Here is a 21332-nt window from a genome sequence, read left to right as displayed (position 1 = left end):
TTCTTATTTAGGCATTATAAGTTGTAGTTCTTTAGGAATTTGATTAAGAATTTCTGGTCCTTTATCTGTCATGTAGATTTGATCCTCGATTCTTACCCCACCATGACCTTGGATATATATTCCAGGTTCAATAGTGAATGCCATCCCTTCTTTTACTAATAGTGTGTTGTCTTGGTGAATGGATGGGTATTCATGAACATCGACTCCTATTCCATGGCCGATTCGATGCGGAAAATAATCTCCATACCCTGCATCTTCAATATAATTCCGTGCAGCCTTGTCAATAACTCCAATTGGAGTATCAAGCTTACACTCATTAATAGCAAATTGCTGAGCTTCTTTTACAATCTCATAGATTTTTTTCTGCTCTTCTGTCGGCGTACCATAGAATACAGTTCTTGTTATATCAGAGCAATATCCTTCAAAAACAACTCCTAAATCAAATAAAACAAATTGGTTATCCTGTAAGGTATTTTTTCCTGGAGTACCATGAGGTGAGGAAGTGTTTTCTCCAAAAAGGACTAAAGTCGAAAAAGACATCTCTCTTATTCCTTGTTTCTTTAATCCATATTCAATATCTGCAACTATTTCTAGCTCTGTTTTTCCTTTAGCCAATGATTCTATTCCTATTTTTACTCCCAAATCAGCAAGAGCTGCTGCTTGCTTCATTAGTGTGTATTCTTTCTTATCTTTTTGAACACGTAAATTCTGAAGATATTCATCCCCTCTGGACCATGTTACATTGGGGAAAAAATTTTTCAATTGTTCTTGTCGAGAGACAGTTAAATGGTCCTTCTCCAGAGCAATTTGGGTTGGGATTTGTTTGTTTTCTTGTAAATATGTAGAGAATAAATCCCATGGATTTGATTGATCCTGATAAGCAATGATATCGTGGGACCATCCACTTTGACGCGCATCATTAACTTCCATTGATGGTAATATCATAACAGGTTTAAATTCTGTTGAGGAAGGTACATAGATACCAACCACTCTTTCATGAGGATCGGTATCATAGCCACTTATATAAAAAATATTCCGGCGTGATGTCAGAAAGATAGCTTCTTCACCATTTTTATCAAGTAGCTCTTGTAAAACAGAAATTCTCATGCAAATTACCTCCTTTTCTCATTGAAGTTCATTATATCAAATGGAAATAATAGAAGAAAAATAAACTTTTTTGAAACGATTTCCAGGTTACATCGTATTACTTTTATAAGAATCAAAACAAGGAGGATATACCAATGTTTAAATTCTTTGGACGTGTGAAAACAATCGTGAATTCAGAATTAAATTCCATGTTAGAAAAGGCAGAAGATCCAGTGAAAATGTTGGATCAATTTATGCGTGATATGGCAGAAGACATTCAAGAGGCTGAATCGGCAGTTGCAAAACAGATGGCGAGTGAGAAAATGTTAAAGAGGAAATATGATGATGCGTTGGAAATGGTTAAAAAACGCCAAACACATGCAGAAAAAGCCATTGAAGCAGGTGATGAAGATTTAGCTCGCCGTGCTCTTGAAGATAAACAAAACCAACAAAATCAGGTAGACTCTTTAAAAGTAATCTATGAACAATCTCATTCAGATACAGAAAATCTCCGAACGAAGCTTGATGAAATGAAACGAGAATATCACGAAATGAAGATTAAAAAAGATTCCTTAAAAGCCAGAGCGGAATCTGCCAAGACAAGAACAAAGATGAATAGAACTATGTCTTCCATCGGAAATGATGATTCAAAACGTGGATTTGAAAGAATGGAAGAAAAAGTTTTGCAGTTCGAAGCTGAGGCGGAGACAACGGAAGACTTAGAAACTTCCAATCGCTCTCTAGATGATGAATTGAAGAAGTTAGACGATTCAGGAGTAGAGGATGAGCTAGCAGCCTTGAAAAAGAAATTAGGAAAAGAATAAGTGAAACTTCAATCAGTAGCTGACCCCACTGATTGAAAGCACCCAAGGGTATGACCTAAAGGCCTTTCAACCAATCGGACATTTACGGGCTGCCCGTTCATGCGGGATAAATAATTCAAAACACTTGCATCTTGAAGAAGTGTAATGGTTTTTTGAAACTGTATTAGGGAATAGTGTTAAGTATTAGGCTAATAGAATTGCGAAAAAAGAGGAGTTGGTCAAATGAAAGTATCTTATCATGGGCATTCCGTCGTTAAGGTGGAGGCTAATGGGAAAACTATTTTAATTGATCCCTTTATTTCTGGTAATGGCAATTGTGATTTAGATGCCGAAAAGGTTCATGCGGATTTTATTGTACTTACACATGGGCATGGTGACCATGTAGGTGACACTGTGAGTATTGCTAAAAGGTGTCAATCCTTAGTGATTGCTCCATTTGAATTGGCAAACTATCTTGGGTTTAAAGGAGTAGATACACATCCAATGCACATAGGTGGAGCGCATGAGTTTGATTTTGGTAGGGTTAAATTTACTCAAGCATTCCACGGCTCTTCTTTTATGGATGAGGAAAATCAGGAGATTATATACACTGGAATGCCAGCAGGAATTTTGCTTACGATTAATCAAAAAACAATATTTCATGCAGGAGATACCGCACTATTCTCTGACATGAAGCTTATAGGAGATATGAATAATATAGATGTCGCTTTCGTACCTATTGGTGATAATTTCACAATGGGACCAGAAGATGCAAAGGTTGCGGCAGAATGGTTACATCCTAAATATGTAGTGCCTATTCACTATAATACATTCCCGCTTATAAATCAGGATGGAGAAAGGTTTGCTAAAAGTCTGAAAGGAACAACAGGGAAAGTACTAAATATTGGAGAGGCAATAGAATTATAAAAAGGGGAATTGCTTTAAACCTTTAAACGTTTTAATCAAACCATACCGGAATGTTTATTCGAGTTCCATGCTCTAGAATTCTATGTGACGGTTTTGAGGTTTTAAGTGACAATATCCTCTTGTTTGGGAAGGTTAGGTGAGATGAACTTCATATACGTATAGAATCGTTCATTTAGGTGCTACCCATAGATCCAAATCAAGCTCGACTTAAAAGATGATTTCTCAAAAAAGGGGAATCATCTTTTTTACAGAGAAGCTTGTTAGTATCCTAGAACCCCACTGCTTTAGCTGTGGGAGTTGTCATAAGATATTATTTTTGTCATTTAGGAATAATTCCAAATATAATTTGAAGCAATTTTGTTTCATCTGTATAATAACACTAAGAGCAAATTTAGTAGTACAGTTGAAAGAATGGTGAATAAAAATGCCGACTAAGCATGAACAGATTTTACAACACATTGAATCATTAAGTATTGGTAGTAAGATTTCCGTTCGACAGGTGGCTAAAGATTTAGGTGTAAGTGAGGGTACTGCTTACCGTGCCATAAAGGAAGCGGAAAACCAAGGAATGGTTAGTACCATTGAACGAGTAGGGACCATCCGAATCGAATTAAAGAAAAAAGATAATATTGAAAAGTTAACTTATGCTGAGATTATTAATATTGTAGATGGACAAGTTCTTGGTGGTCGCGAAGGATTGCACAAAACTCTTCACAAATTTGTAATAGGTGCCATGAAGCTAGACGCAATGATGAGGTATACAGAAGCAGGTTCTTTATTAATTGTAGGTAACCGTACAAATGCTCATGAGTTGGCCATAAAAGAGGGAGCTGCAGTTCTGATCACTGGTGGGTTTGATACAGAAGATAATGTTAAGAAGCTAGCTGATGAAAAAAAACTCCCTATCATTTCAACTAGTTATGATACGTTTACTGTTGCCACAATGATTAACCGCGCGATCTATGATCGGTTAATTAAAAAAGAAATTATCCTAGTAGAGGATATTCATACGCCATTAGAGCAATCCTATTTTCTACATGTAGTGGATTCTTTAGAAAAGTGGTACCAGTATAACGAGGAAACTATGCACAGTCGATACCCAGTGGTGGACGAACAAATGAAAGTGGTCGGAATGGTAACAAGTAAGGATGTAATTGGGAAAGAACGATCGATTACCATTGAAAAAGTGATGACTAAGAATCCTATGACCGTACAATTGAAAACTTCTTTAGCCAATGCCGCTCACATGATGGTGTGGGAAGGGATTGAGGTTTTACCGGTTGTGGATAATAGTAATAAGATAAAGGGAATCATTTCACGACAAGATGTTTTGAAAGCTCTTCAACAGGTTCAAAGACAACCTCAAGTTGGTGATACCATAGATGATATTGTTAATGACCATCTAGAAATGGTTTTTGAAGAAAATCAACAACCTGTATTTCAAACAGAGGTAACGCCTCAGATGACTAATCAGTTAGGAACACTATCATATGGAGTGTTTACATCATTAGTAACAGAAGCAGGAAGTAGATATTTGAGGCAGTATAAAAAGGGAGATTTAGTTGTTGAAAATTTAACTACGTATTTTATAAAGCCGGTTCAACTTGAGAGCAAGTTAACATTAAAACCTAAATTATTAGAGGCTGGACGAAAATTCGCGAAAGTTGATGTTGAAGTTTTCCACGAGAAAAGTTTAGTAGGAAAAACCCTGATGATGGCCCAGCTTATCGATAGATAGTGTAAAAGACTGGTCTCTTTTTCTATTGACCAGTCTTTCGCACTATCAAAACCATTAACTCTCGTTTTTTGGAGATACTTGATATTCTTGATATTTTTGGCGATGATAATTCTTGCTTTTCCAACCAAAAGTTATATTATATACTCCTAGAATAATAAATAAAATCCCTATGAATAATGAAATTCGGGTTTGATAATAAATGTACTCATTGACACCGAAAGCAGTAACAAATAGACCAAGAGCGATTCTAGCTTTTGAATTTGCATAATATTGCTCAATAATATGGTCCATTCTTAATATACGTACTTTATAATAAATGTACATGGTTAAAGAGATAATAATTATCACAGGTATTATAAACATACATAACTCCTCCTAATATAAACAATCCTTCATCATTGTATCTAATTTTTATAGTTTATGCTAGAAGAACAAAGGAATATCGGAGAGGCGGTAGAAGGAATGAATAATGTTATTTCAAAATCGATAGTAGACCATGATGTGATCATCCTCCATCGACATGTTCGACCTGATCCAGATGCTTTAGGATCACAATGTGGATTGGCTGAAATCATACGTACTAGTTTTCCAGAAAAAAAGGTATTTACAGTAGGAGAGGATGATCCATCCTTAACTTATTTAGCTACGATGGATGATATAGGGGATGCAAAGTATGATGGGGCACTAATCATTGTTTGTGATACAGCTAATCAAGAAAGAATAAGTGATGAACGCTTTAAGTTAGGAAAAACTATCATTAAGATTGATCACCATCCAAATGTAGATCAATACGGAGACTATCAATGGGTAAACACGGATGCTAGTTCAACTAGTGAGATGATCTACGAATGGTTTCTGGGTGCCAAAAAGGATGGTTTTATATTGAACACCAATGCTGCAAGACTGCTTTATGCAGGTATAGTAGGTGACACCGGTAGATTTTTATTTCCAAGTACAACTAACAAAACATTACGCTACGCGGCAGATCTTGTTCAATATCCTTTTGATCGAGCGCTGTTGCATGAAGGAATTTATAATACTTCTCCTGATATAGCTCGCTTAAAAGGATATATCCTGCAAAACTTCTCTGTATCCCATGTTGGAGTATGTTCTGTTAAACTAACAAAGGGAATCTTAGAAAAATTTAAAGTAAGTCCAACTGAAAGCTCACAAATGATTGGAATATTGGGTGATATTGAAGGTATTCTTTCTTGGGTGTTTTTTGTAGAAGAGGATGATGTTATACGTGTACGTCTTCGTTCAAAAGGCCCCGTTATTAATCAAGTGGCTACAAAATATAATGGTGGGGGGCACCCGTTAGCATCGGGAGCAGTGATTTATCATTGGGATGAAGTAGAAAAGGTTGTAGAGGATTTAGAAAAAGTTTGTAAAGAATATACCGATTCCTTATATAAGGAGCATACATGATTTTACATTCACACCCTGGCGTGAAAATTAATTGAACACTGGGGTTTTTTATCCCGCATGAACGGGTAGTAATATCTCCACCTCAAGTCTTAATTGTAACGAAAAGAGTAGGTATGGATAAACTCCATGAAAATAAAACATTCAATTTTTCATCCTTGTTGGTGAAGCTTGCTTCATGGGTGGCTGCCCCTAAATGTCCGATTGGTTAAGGACCTTTATGTCATACCCCTTAGGTGCTAACAATCAGTGGGGGACGGCAACTGATTGAAGCTTCGGTTTACCAATAAACAAAAAACACGACCTTATGAAAGGTCGTGTTTTTCATTAGTGTTGGATTTCTTTTGACTCAATAGGAATAAACCAGCATCCGTTTTCCGTAACATCCCGATAAACTTCTAAATTATGGCGTGTGATTTCTCTTTCAATTAGACGTATGAGATCTTGGGTTTCAGCAAATGCGGAATACCCGTTCATTAATCTCTCGGTTTTTTCCCTTACAAGTCGATGGCCACTTAAAACGAGCATCGCAATTCACCCCTTTTACTATATGCTTTTATTGTATGTTATCCTATTTTAAAAAGCCACATTATTCTGAAAATTTCACAAACTTTTCATATTTTCAAGGGGAAATTATCGACTCCGAATGGTAATCTTAAGGGAAAGGAAAACCGTCTGTGAAATAGTAAGGTGTTCTATTTTCACACCATAGGCAAACGAGTCAATTTTATAGGTTTTATTTTCAATAGATCTTTTTAAGAGTGTACGATTATTACTAACAGATTGAATTTCCTTTCCGAGCACGTCTGATGCCTCATCTTTTACGGCATCTGTAAGTAATCTTACACTGAGGCGATCAAGTCTGAGCTCTTCCGCATTCAATAGTTCAATTTCAATTTCTTGTACAGTTATTTTTTGCTGGCTTTTTTTACTTAACTCTTCTTTATTCTCACTTTCTACCTCTAATTTTTTCTCTAAATCTCTGACTTGGCTTTGCAAACTTAAATTTTCTTCAATCCAACGTTCTGTTAGCTCACCATACATATAGAGAAAGACCCCATAGCCTAAAAAACCCCCGAGAATTAAGCCGATGATAAAATACTGCCAATTTTGCTTTTTGTACAGAGGAGGAATTTGCATTAGTTGATCTCCTCCTGTATGTACCATTCTAAGATAAGGAAAGCGGTTTGAACCCCTGCCATAGCTGATATAATAATTCCAACTTGTTTTATAACACTTAAAGTTTCTCCCTCGAAAAGTCCTACCTGAAAGTTGGAAATGGCATCAAAGGTTCCTCCTATTGCTGCAACGATTGCCCAGATGCGAAGCCCCTTTGCAATATTTTTTATAGAGGTCATCGGCGCCTCCCCAACGAGAAATGCACCAATACTTCCAATGAATGCTCCTCCCACAATAACACCCAATGCAATGAAGTAACATTGGACGACGGAAACAATAAACCTTTCTTCCATAGACATCCTCTTTTCTAAAGTCCTGATACTTCATGTTTATGGACAAGAATTTAAAATATGACGAAGGTTCATTTGAGTGAGGGAGTGAGATATAATAATAGAGATGGAAAAGAAAGAGAAGTGACAAATTATGTCGTTTATACATCTGCAAATTAGAAGTGGATATACTTTGATGAAAAGCATGATTCAAATTGATGCTTTAATTGAACATGCTAAAATAGAAGGATGGAATACTGTAGCTCTAACTGATGAAGAGGTCATGTATGGTGCTGCTTATTTTTATCGTAAATGTAAAAAGGAAAATATAGAGCCAATCATAGGTATGATTATCAACGTTGTTATAGAAGAATACTCAGTTCCAGTGACGTTACTAGCTAAAGATGAGAAAGGATATCAAAACTTACTTGCCTTAAGTACTCTTATTCAAGGACAAGAGGAGATGGGGTGCGAAATTAATGAATTGTTATCACGGAACGGAGGGTTGATTGCTTTAGTTGGTGTTACTGAATTATGGATGGGTATGGACCATTCAAAGCATGCCCTTTTAAAATTGGAAAAGATAGCTACTATGTTCTTGAGCGAATTTGATAGGCAAACATGCTTTCTTGCTATCCAAGACCATGGGAAGAAAGAAGAAAGAAAATTTAATAAGTGGCTTGTTTCTGAAAATAAATATCCCATTACATTAATACAACAAGCCTATTTTCTTCATGAGGAAGATGCAGACAGTTACCGTGCGCTACAAGCCATTCGCCATGGAAAAAAGTGGAGTCAAACTAAAGAAGAAGAGGTATGGGACTCCCATTACCTAAAAAATCCTAATGAAATGGAAGAACTAAGTTTAGAATATGGAAATGAAATCATTCATTCAACTAGTAATATTGCCAGTAAATGTAAATTGGAAATTCCATTACATCAAGCTATGCTTCCTGAGTTTCCGACTCCATCATCTTATACTTCAGATGAATACTTATCCATGTTATGTGAAAGAGCACTTTCTGAAAAGTATCAAATGGTTAACGATGAGATTCGAGAAAGATTAAATTATGAATTATCCATTATTAAAGAAATGAAATTTAGTGATTATTTTTTAATTGTATGGGATTTTATGAAATTTGCTCACACTCAAAGAATCATGACAGGTCCTGGGCGTGGATCTGCTGCCGGGTCGTTAGTAGCTTATTTGTTGGACATAACCAAGGTGGATCCATTAAAATACGGTCTCTTATTCGAAAGGTTTCTTAATCCCGAAAGAATATCTATGCCGGATATAGATATTGACTTTTCAGATCACCGTCGAGAGGAAGTCATTCATTACGTTCTCAATAAATATGGAGAAAATCATGTAGCTCAAATTGTAACATTTGGAACTTTTGCCGCTCGTTCCATTGTTCGAGAGTTAATTAAGGTTATGGGTATTGATCAACAGGATTCCAGTTTTGTCCTACGTGAGCTGTCTAAATCCTCTGATGGTAAGTTGACGGAAATGGTGAGAAATTCATTTTCTCTAAAAGATTACATAGCAAAGAACGAGGAAATGAAGCATTTGTTTCGAATGGCGATTAGACTTGAAGGACTACCAAGGAATACATCCACACATGCAGCTGGTCTAGTAATCAGCAAACGCCCACTCGTCCATTTTGCACCCACTTTACCTGGGCAAAATGGAATACCCTTAACTCAGTATCCTATGAATGATTTAGAGGAAATTGGATTATTAAAAATTGATTTTTTGGGTTTGCGAAATTTAACTTTGATGGAACGCATAGTATTATCTGTAGAGAGGCAAACAGGAAGAAAAATAAATTTATCTGCCCTTCCATTAAATGATGGTCCCACTTTTCAACTGCTTCAATTTGGAAAAACTTTGGGGATATTCCAGCTTGAATCACAGGGGATGCAAAAAACATTGCGTGATTTGAAGCCTACTCACTTTGAGGATGTAGTTGCTGTCAATGCTCTATATCGACCAGGTCCGATGGAATTTATCGATAATTATATTCGTCGAAAGCATCATCAAGAAAAAATCATTTATCCACATGAAGCTCTCAAGCCCATTTTAGAGAAAACCTATGGGGTGCTAGTCTATCAGGAGCAAATTATGGAAATTGCCCATGTTTTTGCTGGTCTATCTCTTGGAGAAGCAGATCTTCTCCGACGAGCTGTAAGTAAAAAAGATCGAGAAACAATGGAGAGTATAAAGAGCAGATTTGTAAAGGGATGTCTCCAAATGGGCTATACGGAGGCAATTGCCTTTGAAGTCTTCGATTGGATCGTCCGTTTCTCTAATTATGGCTTTAACAGGAGTCATGCAGTTGCTTACAGTATGATTTCCTATCAGTTAGCTTATCTAAAGGCTCATGAAAGCAAGTATTTTTATGCTGAGGTGATTAGTTCTTTCTTAGGTGATGAGGAGAAGGTTCGTCACTATGTTCAAGAAGCTAGAAGGACAGGGATCGAAGTATTGCCACCCTCCATCAACCTTAGCTTTGGAAAATGTTCTGTGGAAGAAGAAAACATAAGAATGGGCCTTGCCCTTATAAAAGGGGTAGGGTATAAGGCTGTAGAAGAAATAGTTTCCAAACGTAAGAAAAAGCCATTTGCTAGTTTATATGAGTTTTGTCAAAGAATATCGTTAAGTAAAGTAAATCGAGCTACAATGGAGAATTTAATTTTGGCAGGAGCATTTGATGGGCTACATTCCAATCGTGCTTCCTTACTAGCCTCTTTAAATAAGGCTATAGAGCAAGGAGAATTATTTGCTGAATTTCAAGATCAGGAATCTTTATTTGAGATGGATATCGAATTGGAAGGAAATTATATTGAAGTGGAACCATACTCTTCTTTACAACAACTTTCTCTTGAAAAGGAAGTACTAGGATTTTACCTTTCTAGCCATCCTCTTTCTAGTTACCGACAAACACTACAAAAGAAAGGATATATTTCTTTTGCGGAAGCTACGAAGAGAGTGGGCTTGAATCATCAAAAGACATGTGCGATTATCCATTCCATAAAAACAATCCGAACTAAAAGAGGGGAATCAATGGCCTTCTTGTCTTTAAGTGACGAGTGGGAAGAAATCGATGGTGTTTTATTTCCAGAGTTGTACAGAAAAGTTAATAGAATGATTTCGGAAGAGATGATGGTCATCATTCATGGGAAATTGGAAAAAAGGCGAGAGCGATTGCAATGGGTGATCGAAAATATCTATCCTCTTATAGAGGAAGAAGTGGAAAAGGAGAAAGTGTCTCGTCTTTTCTTGAAAATAGAAGAGAAGGACCGGGAGCGAACGCTTTCCCTACTTAATCAACTAAGCCAGGAATACCCTGGTAGTTCACCAGTCATTTTGCATATGTCTGAAAGTAAACAAACTTATCAATTAGGGGAATCCTATTTGCTTGAGTTGAAACATGGATGTTTAAAAATTATAAAAGAAAAACTAGGTCAAGAAAATGTGGCGGTAAGATAACAAATAACAGTTAATACCAAATACAAAATTACTATTCTAAGGAGTGTCGCTTTACACATTCTAATCATTTGTTATAATGAAGTAGTATAGTGGTCTGACCAATTTGAGGAGAATGTGATAAGACGGTGATAGATTAAAAAGGAGCGGATATCACGTGTCAAACTTAAAAGATGAAGCATTACATATGCACCAAGTTCATAGAGGGAAATTAGCTACACATTCTAAGGTTCCCATTAAAAATTCTAGAGACTTAAGCCTTGCTTATTCACCAGGTGTAGCTGAGCCATGTAAAGTTATATATGATAAAAAAGAAGCCGTTTATGATTATACAATGAAAGGAAATATGGTAGCGGTCGTTAGTGACGGTTCAGCAGTTCTTGGACTGGGAAACATTGGACCGGAAGCAGCGCTACCGGTAATGGAAGGGAAAGCGGTCTTATTTAAGAGCTTTGCTGGTGTAGATGCCTTTCCTATTTGTTTAAATACTCATAACATTGACGAGATTGTTCAAACAGTGAAGTTTATGGAACCTACTTTTGGGGGAGTTAATCTAGAAGATATTGCTGCACCTAATTGTTTTATTATTGAGGAACAATTAAAGAAAGAAACCAACATCCCTATTTTTCACGACGATCAACATGGCACAGCTATAGTAACCGTTGCTGGGTTATTGAATGCCCTAAAAATAGTAGGGAAATCTTTTTCAGATATACGTGTTGTGGCCAACGGTGCTGGAGCAGCTGGAATTGCTATCATAAAATTATTATACTTTTTTGGTGTCCGCGATATGATCATGTGTGATTCAAAGGGTGCTATATACGAAGGACGAAGCTATGGTATGAACGACGTAAAAGATCAGGTTGCCAAGATGACGAATAAGGATAAAATTGAGGGCAACTTATCTGATATATTAAAAGGAGCCGATGTATTTATCGGAGTATCAGTTGGAGGTTTATTAACTAAAGAAATGGTAGCTTCCATGAATGAAGACCCTATCATTTTTGCAATGGCTAATCCAGACCCTGAAATCATGCCTGACGATGCTAAAGAAGCAGGAGCGAAGGTTATAGGTACAGGGCGCTCGGATTTTCCAAATCAAGTAAATAATGTTCTCGCGTTTCCTGGAATATTCCGGGGAGCTTTAGATGTTAGAGCAACAAGAATTAATGAAAGGATGAAAATTGCTGCAGTAGAGGCCATTGCTTCTTTAATTTCTGAGGATGAACTGAACCCAGATTATGTAATTCCAGCGCCATTTGACGCAAGAGTGGCACCTGCTGTTGCTGCAAGTGTAGCCAAGGCTGCCATGGAATCCGGAGTGGCTAGACTTCAAGTAGACCCAGAAGAGATTGCTGAAAAAACAAGACAACTAGCATCAATTGAGGATTGATAGGGGCTTCTGCTCATAAGTATAAAGGAGAAATCTATGAAAGGTTTAGGATTTCTCCTCTCTACTTACGAGAGTAGGAAGGGAGGTTTCCATATGACACAACTAAAATCCAAAGTATATGAAGATGTACTGAAGAGGATTCAATATTACATCAAACAAGAGAATTTAGCACCCGGGGATAAAATTCTTTCTGAAAGAGAACTCTCAGAGCAGTTAAAGGTAAGTCGCTCCTCCATCCGGGAAGCATTAAGGGCTATGCAGTTACTTGGACTTATAGAAACTAGACGGGGGAAAGGTACCTTTCTTCGTGCCTATCGTCCCTATTATTTTATTGAAACTTTAGCCTCCTTTATTTTAACGGAGGGCCATAAGAAAAAAGAAATAAAAGAAATAAAAAAAATGATTGAAAAGGAAGTTGCAAAAAAAGTTGCAAAATCTTTTAATTTAGAAATAAAGGATCATTTATATCGAGTCCTACAACAAGATGACGATCAAATTCATTTGAAGTTTTTTCTAATCCTCTTTTCCAAAATTAACAACGAACTTCTTTTGACTATTTGGAAAATATTGAATGAATTTTATTATGTTACTAATCAAGAAAAAATAGATAAAAGTTGTTATGATTATTTACTATCAGCTATACAAAAAGATCAGGAAGATGAAATTGAATTAGCAGTACAAAGTATGTATGCATAAATTGACGAGTGTTAAACGACAGAATATAACAATTCTTATTCTTAAAATACGTTAGTATATGTATGAGATTGTTCTGGGTTTATATAAAGGAGGAGTCACCTTGCTTATCGGTAAGAAAAAAAGGTATGCTTCGATTCCAAGAGAGGAAGCGAAGCATGATGTTCCAGAAGGACTTATGCAAAAATGTCCAAGCTGCCAAAAGATATTTTATCGAAAAGAAGTTGTCAAAAATATAGATATCTGTCCCAATTGTAGTTACCATCATCCAATGGCTGCCTATGAAAGGATAAATAGTCTTTTAGATGAAGGAAGTTTTGAAGAATGGGACAAGCAACTTACATCTTCCAATCCATTGAATTTCCCTTCATATACAGAAAAGCTTGAGAAGGATCAAGTAAAAACAGGATTGCACGAAGCTATAGTTACAGGTAAGGGAAAAATGAGAGGGTTTCCGACTGCTATCGGAGTCATGGATTCAAGATTTCGAATGGGGAGTATGGGCTCTGTTGTTGGAGAAAAAATTGCACGAGCAGTTGAAAAGGCAAGGGAGGAAAAACTTCCGTTAATCTTATTTACTGCATCCGGTGGAGCTAGGATGCAAGAAGGTGTAATTAGCTTAATGCAAATGGCTAAAACTTCAGTAGCCATTGAGCGTTTTCATAGGGATGGTGGCCTTCTTATTATTGTCATGACTGACCCTACCACTGGGGGGGTATCTGCAAGCTTTGCTTCTATTGGGGATTATAATTTTGCTGAACCGGGAGCGCTAATTGGCTTTGCGGGGAGAAGAATCATTGAACAGACCATTCGAGAAAAACTTCCAGATGATTTTCAAACTGCGGAGTTTTTATTAGAGCATGGCCAATTAGATAAAGTCATCCCTCGTAACGAACTAAAGGAAACTTTAACTACACTGCTTGACATCCATCATGACGAGGGGGATGAAAGCCAATGAAAAATGTATTAGACTTTGAAAAGCCTATTGTGGAGCTTCGTGCTAAGATTAATGAACTAAAGAAATTTACAAGTGAAAGTTCTATTGATTTATCTGATGAAATACTAACTCTAGAATCGAGACTTAAAAAGTTAGAAGAAGACATTTATGGGAACATGAAGCCGTGGGATCGAGTTCAAATGGCTCGACATTCAGACAGGCCGACAACAAAAGATTATATAGATCTATTGTTTACTGATTTTATTGAACTTCATGGAGATAGGTTATATGGAGATGATGAAGCTATCATCGGAGGAATTGCCAAATATAAAGGCCATCCAGTCACGGTGATTGGGCATCAAAGAGGGAAGGATACAAAGGAAAATATTCGTCGTAACTTTGGTATGCCTCACCCTGAGGGTTATCGAAAGGCACTTCGTTTAATGCAACAAGCTGATAAATTTAATCGTCCGATTATTTGTTTTATTGATACTAAGGGTGCTTACCCTGGAAAGGCTGCAGAAGAAAGGGGACAAAGTGAAGCTATTGCTCGAAATTTAAAAGAAATGGCTGGGTTTACCGTTCCCATTGTTTGTATAGTTATCGGAGAAGGTGGGAGCGGCGGAGCGTTAGCACTAGGAGTAGGCGATCGCATTTATATGCTTGAGAACTCCACTTATTCAGTTATTTCTCCTGAAGGAGCAGCAACTATCCTTTGGAAGGATTCTTCTCAAGCGAAAAGAGCAGCTGAATCTTTACGAATTACAGCCCAAGATTTATACGAGCTGGGAATTATTGATGATATTATTCCTGAAGGTAAAGGTGGCGCCCATCGATCATTAAAAGAAACAGCAGAAAATATTAATAACATCATAGAAATAAGTCTAAAGCAATTAAAAACATTTTCAAATGATGAATTACTAGAGCTTCGATGGGAAAAATATAATCAAATCGGAGCGTATCAAGAAGGTTAAAAATACACTCCTGCTTATAGGGATACCATAGGCAGGAGATTTTTTTGCTCCTCCATTTGTGCAATTTTCCAAGGAATGGAACGTGTAAGCGATTACGTTTCGTAAGGATTGACGAAAACAGAAAAAAAGCAGAAATATAGTTGTCAAATCAAAGGTTTAGCATTATCTTTGTATGGGGAGAGATAAGATAGGTATACTTTTTTCAAAATAAAAAGAGGTGATTTTTATGAAGAAAATTGGAGTTTTGACTAGTGGTGGAGATTCACCTGGTATGAACGCTGCCATCCGAGCTGTCGTACGTAAAGGAATTTACCATGACCTTGAAGTATATGGAATTAAATATGGGTACCAAGGATTAATCAATGGCGATATACAGAAAATGGAAATTGGTTCTGTGGGAGATATCATCCAACGTGGAGGTACAGTTCTTTATACCGCACGATGTGAAGAGTTCAAAACGGAAGAAGGACAACAAAAAGGAATTGAACAGTTAAAAAAGTTTGGAATCGAAGGTCTTGTAGTTATTGGTGGGGATGGCTCTTTTATGGGGGCCAAAAAGCTAACTGAAAAAGGATTTCCGTGTGTAGGGGTCCCTGGAACGATTGATAACGACATTCCAGGTACAGATTTTACGATCGGTTTCGACACTGCTCTTAATACAGTAATTGAGGCTATTGATAAAATTCGTGATACAGCAACATCCCATGAACGTACATATGTTATCGAAGTAATGGGAAGAAATGCAGGAGATATTGCACTTTGGGCTGGTCTTGCTGATGGAGCAGAAAGTATTTTGATTCCTGAAGCAGGAGTAAATTTAAATGAAGTGGTAGAACGTTTGAAGCGAGGAGCAGAGCGAGGAAAACGTCATAGTATTATTATTCTGGCTGAAGGTGTAGGTAGCGGAGTGGAATTTGGAAAACAAATTCAAGCTGCTACAGGTTTTGAAACGCGTGTAACCGTTTTGGGTCACACACAACGTGGAGGTTCGCCTACAGCATTTGATCGTGTTCTTGCTAGCCGCTTAGGCGCTAAAGCTGTTGATCTTATACTAGAAGGAAAAGCGGGCAGAATGGTAGGAATACAAAATAATGAATTAGTTGACCATGACATTATTGAGGCACTTAATCAAAAACATCGAATTGACTTGGATATGTACAAACTATCAACTGAACTATCGATTTAAGAGGAAGAGAAATCCTTCTTGTCCTTGTTATTATCGTGAAGGAGGAAATGAAAATGAGAAAGACAAAGATTGTATGTACTATAGGTCCAGCTTCTGAATCTGTAGAGACATTAGTAAAATTAATTGAGGCGGGCATGAACGTTGCTCGTTTAAACTTTTCGCATGGTGATCATGAGGAACATAAGCAGCGTATCGACAATATTCGTAAAGCTTCAGAAATTACCGGTAAGACAGTTGCAATCCTACTTGATACGAAGGGACCTGAAATTCGTACTGGAATCATGAAGGATGGTGAGGTTCATTTAGAAAAGGGTTCTCAAGTGATCGTTTCCATGAATGAAGTAGAAGGCACGAAAGAAAAGTTTTCTATCACATATCCTGGTCTTATCGATGATATACACATAGGGGGAACGATCCTTCTAGATGATGGTCTTATTGAATTAGAAGTGACTGAAATTGACCAATTTAAGAAAGAAATCCTAACAGTTGTTAAAAACTCTGGGATTCTTAAGAACAAGAAAGGTGTTAATGTTCCAAATGTAAGTGTCAAACTTCCAGGGATTACGGATAAGGATGCTAACGATATTTTGTTTGGAATTGAGCAAGGTGTCGATTTTATTGCTGCCTCTTTTGTTAGACGTGCATCAGATGTTCTTGACATTACAGAACTATTGGAAAAAAATAACGCAACACATATTCATATTATTCCTAAAATTGAAAACCAAGAAGGGGTAGACAATATTAAAGAGATCCTTGAAATCAGTGATGGATTAATGGTCGCTCGTGGAGATCTTGGAGTAGAGATTCCTGCTGAAGAGGTTCCACTTGTTCAGAAGGAATTGATTAGACAATGTAATACAGCAGGAAAGCCAGTTATAACTGCTACTCAAATGCTGGATTCCATGCAACGTAACCCAAGACCAACAAGAGCTGAGGCGAGTGACGTAGCCAATGCCATCTTTGATGGTACGGATGCAATTATGTTGTCTGGAGAAACTGCAGCTGGAATTTATCCAGTAGAAGCAGTAGAAACCATGCATAATATCGCTGCCCGAGCAGAAACTGCTCTTGACCACCAACTCATTTTATCAAAGCGTTCAAAGACTAGTGACATGACAATTACGGATGCTATTAGTCAGTCCGTTTCTCATACCGCTATGAATTTAGGTGTCAGTGCGATTTTGACTCCAACAGAAAGTGGTCATACAGCAAGAATGATTTCAAAGTATCGACCGGAAGCTCCTATCATTGCAGTTACTGCTAATGAAGATGTAAAGAGAAAATTATCTCTAGTATGGGGAGTACATTCAGTTATTGGTGAAAAAGCACATTCAACCGATGAAATGCTTGACTCGGGTATTCGCAATGGACTAGCAACAGGTCTGTTTAATCACGGGGATAGAGTCATTATTACAGCAGGAGTTCCTGTAGGTGAAAAGGGTACAACGAATTTGATGAAGGTCCATGTAATTGGTGACGTTATATCCAAAGGGCAAGGTATCGGACAAAAATTAGGATATGGACGAGCAGTTATTGCACGCTCCGCACAAGAAGCGATTGATAAGGTAGAAGATGGAGATATCTTAGTTACTATCGGTACAGATCGTGATATGATGTCAGCTATTGAAAAGGCCGCTGGATTAATTACGGAAGAAGGTGGATTAACATCACATGCAGCTGTTGTTGGTTTAAGCCTAGGTATTCCAGTTATAGTAGGAGTAGAAAATGCCACTACATTGATTCAAGACAAGGAAGACATTACCATTGATTCAAGTCGTGGGGATATTTATAGAGGACATGCAAGCGTACTTTAATTTATCCCGCATGAACAAGCAGTAATACCTCCCTCCAATTTTAAGTGAAATGCGAAGAGTAGGTGGGGATAAACTCCCGTAAATGTCCGATTGGTTCAAGGATCTTTAGGACACTTTAGTGCTAACAATCAGTGGAGAACGTCCACTGATTGAAGTTTCCTTTATGTGTGGATAGGGTTGTCGTGAATATTCGACAGCCCTTTTGTATTTGTTTTTTATCCCCCATGAATGAGCAATAATACCCCCCTAAAGTCTTAAGTGAAACAAAAAGAGTAGTGGGGGATAAACTCTCATAAAAATAAAACATTCAATTTTTCATCCTTGTTGGTGAAGCTTGCTTCATGGTTGGTTGCCCGTAAATGTCCGATTGGTTCAAGGGCCTTTAAGTCATGCCCTTGGGTGCTAACAATCAGTGGGGAACGTCCACTGATTGAAGTTTCACTTTATTACGTATATATTATAATAGTGAAAAGCTTCAAGGGTAACTTTTATTTAAAATGCTAAAAAAGGGGAGTCGATGATGTTTCGTTGGTTATTATTATTTATACTTGTGGTTCCTGCCTGTGAGATTGGTATTTTTGTTTGGGCTGGAGGAATTATTGGACCTTGGTGGGTCATTGCTCTCATTATTTTAACAGGGATTCTTGGGGCTTATCTTGCAAAAGTGCAAGGAATCGAAACTCTTACCAGGGCTAGGGCAAGCTTAAGTTATGGACAAATTCCCCAAGAAGAAATTATAGATGGAATCTGTATTCTAGTTGGAGCAGTTGTTTTGCTTACCCCAGGTTTTATTACAGATGCAATTGGTTTTCTTCTCTTATTCCCAGTAACTAGACGCCCAATTAAAATTTGGATGAAGCAAATAATCCGAAAAATGTTAGATCGCGGAACAATAACGATTATAAGATAGAAAAAAGGTATAAAAACAAGCTTTAAAGTCGAACCATTTGGTTTGTCGTTTTGTTTGGTGAATTTCCGTGCCAAAGTATTGATTTATGTGCCACCCTCCGATTTATTTTATGGCAATTAATTGTGGCACACGCTATTTCACATAGATCATAAAAATAGGTTCCACTCACCTAAGCTGACATAAACAAAAAAAGATGCTTCCTCGTAATATGAGGAAGCATCTTTTTTACAAGATAAGAAAATTTGTCAAGCTCGTGCGAATAAGCTTCATCGAGTAATCTTCGAAGCTTTTGCCTCGGGTAAGGAAAGCTACTTAGAGCTACTTCGCAGAAACAAGTGCTTTTCTTGTTTCGAAGGGCGCTTGCGCTTTTCTTACCAGATAAGAAAGTATAAAATTTGTCTAGCTCCAGCGCCCTATCGACTAGAGTCGGTTCCCTCCTCTCCATCGATAAGTCAACATCGATGAAGGAGGTTCGGTTAAAAACGCGACATCCGATTACTCGGCCCACCGAAAACATTTGTCGCAACACCGAACTGACTCGCAGGATGCGAGCCCTCGTGAACCGTGTTTCCTTTGGGCCTACACGATGTAGGTCACGTCGGCGTTGTCACACGATGTGACGGCTTTAGCCGACGATCCTTAATATCGATGAGGTCCACCACCTTACGTCGATGATCGAGGGCGCTTGCGCTTTTCTTAATAGACAGGCCCTTTTATAAAACTCCATATCTCGCGAATGACTCCGGTTTTGTTCAGGGTGTTCAAGATAACAATGAAAACTGGTCCAACGATTAATCCGAGTAAACCTAGTAATTGATATCCTACAAAAAGAGAAATCAATGTTGCTAGTGGATCAAGCCCTATACTAGAGGACAATACTTTTGGCTCCATAACTTGTCTTTGAACAATTACAACACCATACAAAATAGATAAACCTATGGTTAAAAAGTAATTTCCGGTAAAGAACATATAGATAATCCAAGGGACAAAAACAAGGCCTGTTCCTAAATAAGGGAGTAAATCAACAAGACCGATAATGATAGAAATCGTAACAGCGTAGTCAATACGTAAAATGTTTAAGCCCAGTAAAACAATGACGGCTGTAATAGAAATAAGAGTAAGTTGAGCACGTATAAATCCCACAAGCGCCTTCTTTAGTCCTTCATACACGTTAGATGACGGAAGAGCAATTTTTTTGGGAGTTAAGCTTTTTGCTTTTCTCCCAAGACGATACCAATCTTTGCTAATAAAGAAGGTTGCCAGGAGAGAGAAAATGATAACAGTAGCAATATTTGGTATTTTACTTAATTGTTTTGGGATCCACTCCAAAATGTTTTGCAAAACTTGAGAACCTGTTTCAGCTACATTTGTTCCGAGGTCGCTGATATTTTCCATAATTGCATTTTGTTGGGATGGATCAAGAGACTGTATAGCTATGGACCACTTATTATATAAAGGAATTAAAGTAGATGTTGTCCATACTTCAATATATTCAACTAGGATACGAAAATGGCTAGGAACAATAGATGCAAGATAGGTAAAGCCATTTACTATCTCAACAACTAGAACTGTAATAATCCCAATGATAACAGTTAACAATAATAAGATGATAACTAAAACAGCAAGTGACCTAGGCATTTTTCCTTTATGCTCGAGAAAGTTTACCAATGGATTAATTAAAAATGAGACAAATATGCCAATTAAAAAGGGATATGTATATTTAGAAATCCAAAGAAGAGCAATAATTCCTAATATAATTGTTCCAACCACGAAAAGGAAACGAAGGATTCGATAAATAAATGGTTTCGACATCGAACATACTCCTATCTACTTAATAGGTCATTTTTGTTTCTGTATCTATAAGTATGTATGGCACCATACATTTATACGTATAGCCTTCTTTGGAGGTTTTTAAATTGTTTTCAGAATCTGTGTTTTTTACAGATTTTTCAAACGAGATAGCCCACTCCTTTAGGCGTGGGAGGAGAGTGAGGTCAAATACGGAGTACCACATGTTAAACCGATGGTTTGTGGTGTCCTTATTAAACTATCATTTTGTTTTCTTCCCTCGTTATAGAAGGAAGATTTTTCTGCAGGAAGATCTAGAAAAACGGTTTAAAGAATTGGTACAAGAAGTGTGGGAAGAATTCGAAATTCAAATTGTGGCTATCGAATGCGACAAGGACCATGCCCATATTTTTTTAAGCGCACCCCAAAACGAAGTCCTTCAGAGATCATGGCTAAAATGAAAGGATTCACTTCTAAAAAAACGAGAGCGGAGTTCCCGCACCTTCAGCACTTGCCTAGCCTAAGGACGTATTGCGTATAGCAAGGCACTTCTCTCAACAAGCCTAGATAGACTCTTGATATGCTTCTCGTTCCGACTTCTTTTGGACGTTGTCATGACCAATCAGGTCGAAACCATAAAAAGATATGTTGAAAATCAAAAGAATAGGCTACCAAGGTCGTTTCTTAAAGAAAATAGATACTTATGCCGTAAAAGCTAGT

General features: G+C 37.4%; 18 protein-coding genes and 1 pseudogene. 13 read left to right on the top strand and 6 right to left on the bottom strand.

Annotated features, from left to right (window positions below):
• Positions 1 to 3 precede the first annotated feature (3 nt).
• The gene (locus RZN25_13345; GenBank protein MEQ6377799.1) at positions 4 to 1107 is read right to left on the bottom strand and encodes a Xaa-Pro peptidase family protein; all 1104 of its coding nucleotides are present in this window, start codon (positions 1105 to 1107) and stop codon (positions 4 to 6) included.
• Positions 1108 to 1241: 134 nt separating this feature from the next.
• Here RZN25_13345 and RZN25_13340 point away from each other — a divergent pair, with 134 nt between their 5' ends.
• The 3 genes from RZN25_13340 (at position 1242) to RZN25_13330 (ending at position 4554) form a co-directional block, all read left to right on the top strand.
• Entirely contained in the window at positions 1242 to 1910 is a 669-nt protein-coding gene (locus tag RZN25_13340) for a PspA/IM30 family protein (GenBank protein ID MEQ6377798.1), read from the top strand.
• Between the two features lie 222 nt (positions 1911 to 2132).
• Entirely contained in the window at positions 2133 to 2816 is a 684-nt protein-coding gene (locus tag RZN25_13335) for a metal-dependent hydrolase (protein MEQ6377797.1), read from the top strand.
• Between the two features lie 424 nt (positions 2817 to 3240).
• Positions 3241 to 4554, top strand: coding sequence for a DRTGG domain-containing protein (locus RZN25_13330; protein ID MEQ6377796.1), 1314 nt, complete (start codon positions 3241 to 3243; stop codon positions 4552 to 4554).
• 54 nt (positions 4555 to 4608) lie between these two features.
• Here RZN25_13330 and RZN25_13325 read toward each other — a convergent pair whose 3' ends face one another.
• The gene (locus tag RZN25_13325; GenBank protein ID MEQ6377795.1) at positions 4609 to 4917 is read right to left on the bottom strand and encodes a YtpI family protein; all 309 of its coding nucleotides are present in this window, start codon (positions 4915 to 4917) and stop codon (positions 4609 to 4611) included.
• A gap of 99 nt (positions 4918 to 5016) precedes the next feature.
• On the opposite strand from RZN25_13325, the gene RZN25_13320 reads away from it, so the two are divergent.
• Positions 5017 to 5982: a bifunctional oligoribonuclease/PAP phosphatase NrnA gene (locus RZN25_13320; GenBank protein MEQ6377794.1), complete on the top strand. Its 966-nt coding sequence runs from the start codon at positions 5017 to 5019 to the stop codon at positions 5980 to 5982.
• A gap of 324 nt (positions 5983 to 6306) precedes the next feature.
• Here the strand turns inward: RZN25_13320 and RZN25_13315 are convergent, their stop codons facing one another.
• The 3 genes from RZN25_13315 to RZN25_13305 all read right to left on the bottom strand — a co-directional run bounded on the left by RZN25_13315 (position 6307) and on the right by RZN25_13305 (position 7451).
• On the bottom strand, positions 6307 to 6507 hold the full coding sequence (locus RZN25_13315) for a hypothetical protein (GenBank protein ID MEQ6377793.1): 201 nt from the start codon (positions 6505 to 6507) through the stop codon (positions 6307 to 6309).
• Between the two features lie 105 nt (positions 6508 to 6612).
• Complete coding sequence (locus tag RZN25_13310) at positions 6613 to 7119, bottom strand: hypothetical protein (protein ID MEQ6377792.1); 507 nt, start codon at positions 7117 to 7119, stop codon at positions 6613 to 6615.
• Positions 7119 to 7451: a YtrH family sporulation protein gene (locus tag RZN25_13305; GenBank protein ID MEQ6377791.1), complete on the bottom strand. Its 333-nt coding sequence runs from the start codon at positions 7449 to 7451 to the stop codon at positions 7119 to 7121. Before RZN25_13305 ends, RZN25_13310 begins: the two co-directional genes overlap by 1 nt.
• A gap of 130 nt (positions 7452 to 7581) precedes the next feature.
• Here RZN25_13305 and dnaE point away from each other — a divergent pair, with 130 nt between their 5' ends.
• From dnaE to RZN25_13265, 8 genes are all read left to right on the top strand, one after another.
• A complete protein-coding gene (dnaE, locus tag RZN25_13300) occupies positions 7582 to 10920 on the top strand; it encodes a DNA polymerase III subunit alpha (GenBank protein MEQ6377790.1) in 3339 nt (1112 codons plus the stop codon).
• 154 nt (positions 10921 to 11074) lie between these two features.
• Positions 11075 to 12310, top strand: coding sequence for a malic enzyme-like NAD(P)-binding protein (locus tag RZN25_13295; protein MEQ6377789.1), 1236 nt, complete (start codon positions 11075 to 11077; stop codon positions 12308 to 12310).
• A gap of 93 nt (positions 12311 to 12403) precedes the next feature.
• Positions 12404 to 13006 (top strand): GntR family transcriptional regulator, encoded by a 603-nt coding sequence (locus RZN25_13290; protein MEQ6377788.1) that lies wholly within the window; start codon positions 12404 to 12406, stop codon positions 13004 to 13006.
• Positions 13007 to 13106: 100 nt separating this feature from the next.
• Positions 13107 to 13961: an acetyl-CoA carboxylase, carboxyltransferase subunit beta gene (accD, locus tag RZN25_13285; GenBank protein ID MEQ6377787.1), complete on the top strand. Its 855-nt coding sequence runs from the start codon at positions 13107 to 13109 to the stop codon at positions 13959 to 13961.
• Complete coding sequence (gene accA / locus RZN25_13280; protein ID MEQ6377786.1) at positions 13958 to 14914, top strand: acetyl-CoA carboxylase carboxyl transferase subunit alpha; 957 nt, start codon at positions 13958 to 13960, stop codon at positions 14912 to 14914. The genes accD and accA overlap by 4 nt, the downstream gene beginning before the upstream one ends.
• A gap of 226 nt (positions 14915 to 15140) precedes the next feature.
• On the top strand, positions 15141 to 16100 hold the full coding sequence (pfkA, locus tag RZN25_13275; protein ID MEQ6377785.1) for a 6-phosphofructokinase: 960 nt from the start codon (positions 15141 to 15143) through the stop codon (positions 16098 to 16100).
• A gap of 53 nt (positions 16101 to 16153) precedes the next feature.
• Positions 16154 to 17914 carry a pyruvate kinase gene (pyk, locus tag RZN25_13270; protein MEQ6377784.1) on the top strand — a complete coding sequence of 587 codons (1761 nt, stop codon included), beginning with the start codon at positions 16154 to 16156 and terminating at the stop codon, positions 17912 to 17914.
• 520 nt (positions 17915 to 18434) lie between these two features.
• Positions 18435 to 18824 carry an FxsA family protein gene (locus RZN25_13265; GenBank protein MEQ6377783.1) on the top strand — a complete coding sequence of 130 codons (390 nt, stop codon included), beginning with the start codon at positions 18435 to 18437 and terminating at the stop codon, positions 18822 to 18824.
• Positions 18825 to 19520: 696 nt separating this feature from the next.
• Here the strand turns inward: RZN25_13265 and ytvI are convergent.
• Entirely contained in the window at positions 19521 to 20636 is a 1116-nt protein-coding gene (gene ytvI / locus RZN25_13260; GenBank protein ID MEQ6377782.1) for a sporulation integral membrane protein YtvI, read from the bottom strand.
• A gap of 200 nt (positions 20637 to 20836) precedes the next feature.
• Between ytvI and tnpA the strand changes: the two are divergent.
• Positions 20837 to 21141: pseudogene (gene tnpA, locus RZN25_13255) on the top strand (IS200/IS605 family transposase).
• The last annotated feature ends 191 nt before the right edge of the window (positions 21142 to 21332 follow it).

The organism is Bacillaceae bacterium S4-13-56, assembly GCA_040191315.1.
Lineage (GTDB): Bacteria > Bacillota > Bacilli > Bacillales > JAWJLM01 > JAWJLM01.
This window is presented reverse-complemented; position numbering and strand designations above follow the sequence as displayed.

Excerpts from the sequence above, each read along its gene's own strand:
- dnaE (MEQ6377790.1), top strand. The coding sequence starts at position 7,582 with ATGTCGTTTATACATCTGCAAATTAGAAGTGGATATACTTTGATGAAA.
- RZN25_13315 (MEQ6377793.1), bottom strand. The coding sequence starts at position 6,507 with ATGCTCGTTTTAAGTGGCCATCGACTTGTAAGGGAAAAAACCGAGAGA.
- RZN25_13320 (MEQ6377794.1), top strand. The coding sequence starts at position 5,017 with ATGAATAATGTTATTTCAAAATCGATAGTAGACCATGATGTGATCATC.
- RZN25_13265 (MEQ6377783.1), top strand. The coding sequence starts at position 18,435 with ATGTTTCGTTGGTTATTATTATTTATACTTGTGGTTCCTGCCTGTGAG.
- RZN25_13330 (MEQ6377796.1), top strand. The coding sequence starts at position 3,241 with ATGCCGACTAAGCATGAACAGATTTTACAACACATTGAATCATTAAGT.
- ytvI (MEQ6377782.1), bottom strand. The coding sequence starts at position 20,636 with ATGTCGAAACCATTTATTTATCGAATCCTTCGTTTCCTTTTCGTGGTT.
- pfkA (MEQ6377785.1), top strand. The coding sequence starts at position 15,141 with ATGAAGAAAATTGGAGTTTTGACTAGTGGTGGAGATTCACCTGGTATG.
- RZN25_13335 (MEQ6377797.1), top strand. The coding sequence starts at position 2,133 with ATGAAAGTATCTTATCATGGGCATTCCGTCGTTAAGGTGGAGGCTAAT.
- RZN25_13325 (MEQ6377795.1), bottom strand. The coding sequence starts at position 4,917 with ATGTTTATAATACCTGTGATAATTATTATCTCTTTAACCATGTACATT.
- RZN25_13305 (MEQ6377791.1), bottom strand. The coding sequence starts at position 7,451 with ATGGAAGAAAGGTTTATTGTTTCCGTCGTCCAATGTTACTTCATTGCA.
- RZN25_13340 (MEQ6377798.1), top strand. The coding sequence starts at position 1,242 with ATGTTTAAATTCTTTGGACGTGTGAAAACAATCGTGAATTCAGAATTA.
- pyk (MEQ6377784.1), top strand. The coding sequence starts at position 16,154 with ATGAGAAAGACAAAGATTGTATGTACTATAGGTCCAGCTTCTGAATCT.
- RZN25_13310 (MEQ6377792.1), bottom strand. The coding sequence starts at position 7,119 with ATGCAAATTCCTCCTCTGTACAAAAAGCAAAATTGGCAGTATTTTATC.
- accA (MEQ6377786.1), top strand. The coding sequence starts at position 13,958 with ATGAAAAATGTATTAGACTTTGAAAAGCCTATTGTGGAGCTTCGTGCT.
- RZN25_13290 (MEQ6377788.1), top strand. The coding sequence starts at position 12,404 with ATGACACAACTAAAATCCAAAGTATATGAAGATGTACTGAAGAGGATT.
- RZN25_13345 (MEQ6377799.1), bottom strand. The coding sequence starts at position 1,107 with ATGAGAATTTCTGTTTTACAAGAGCTACTTGATAAAAATGGTGAAGAA.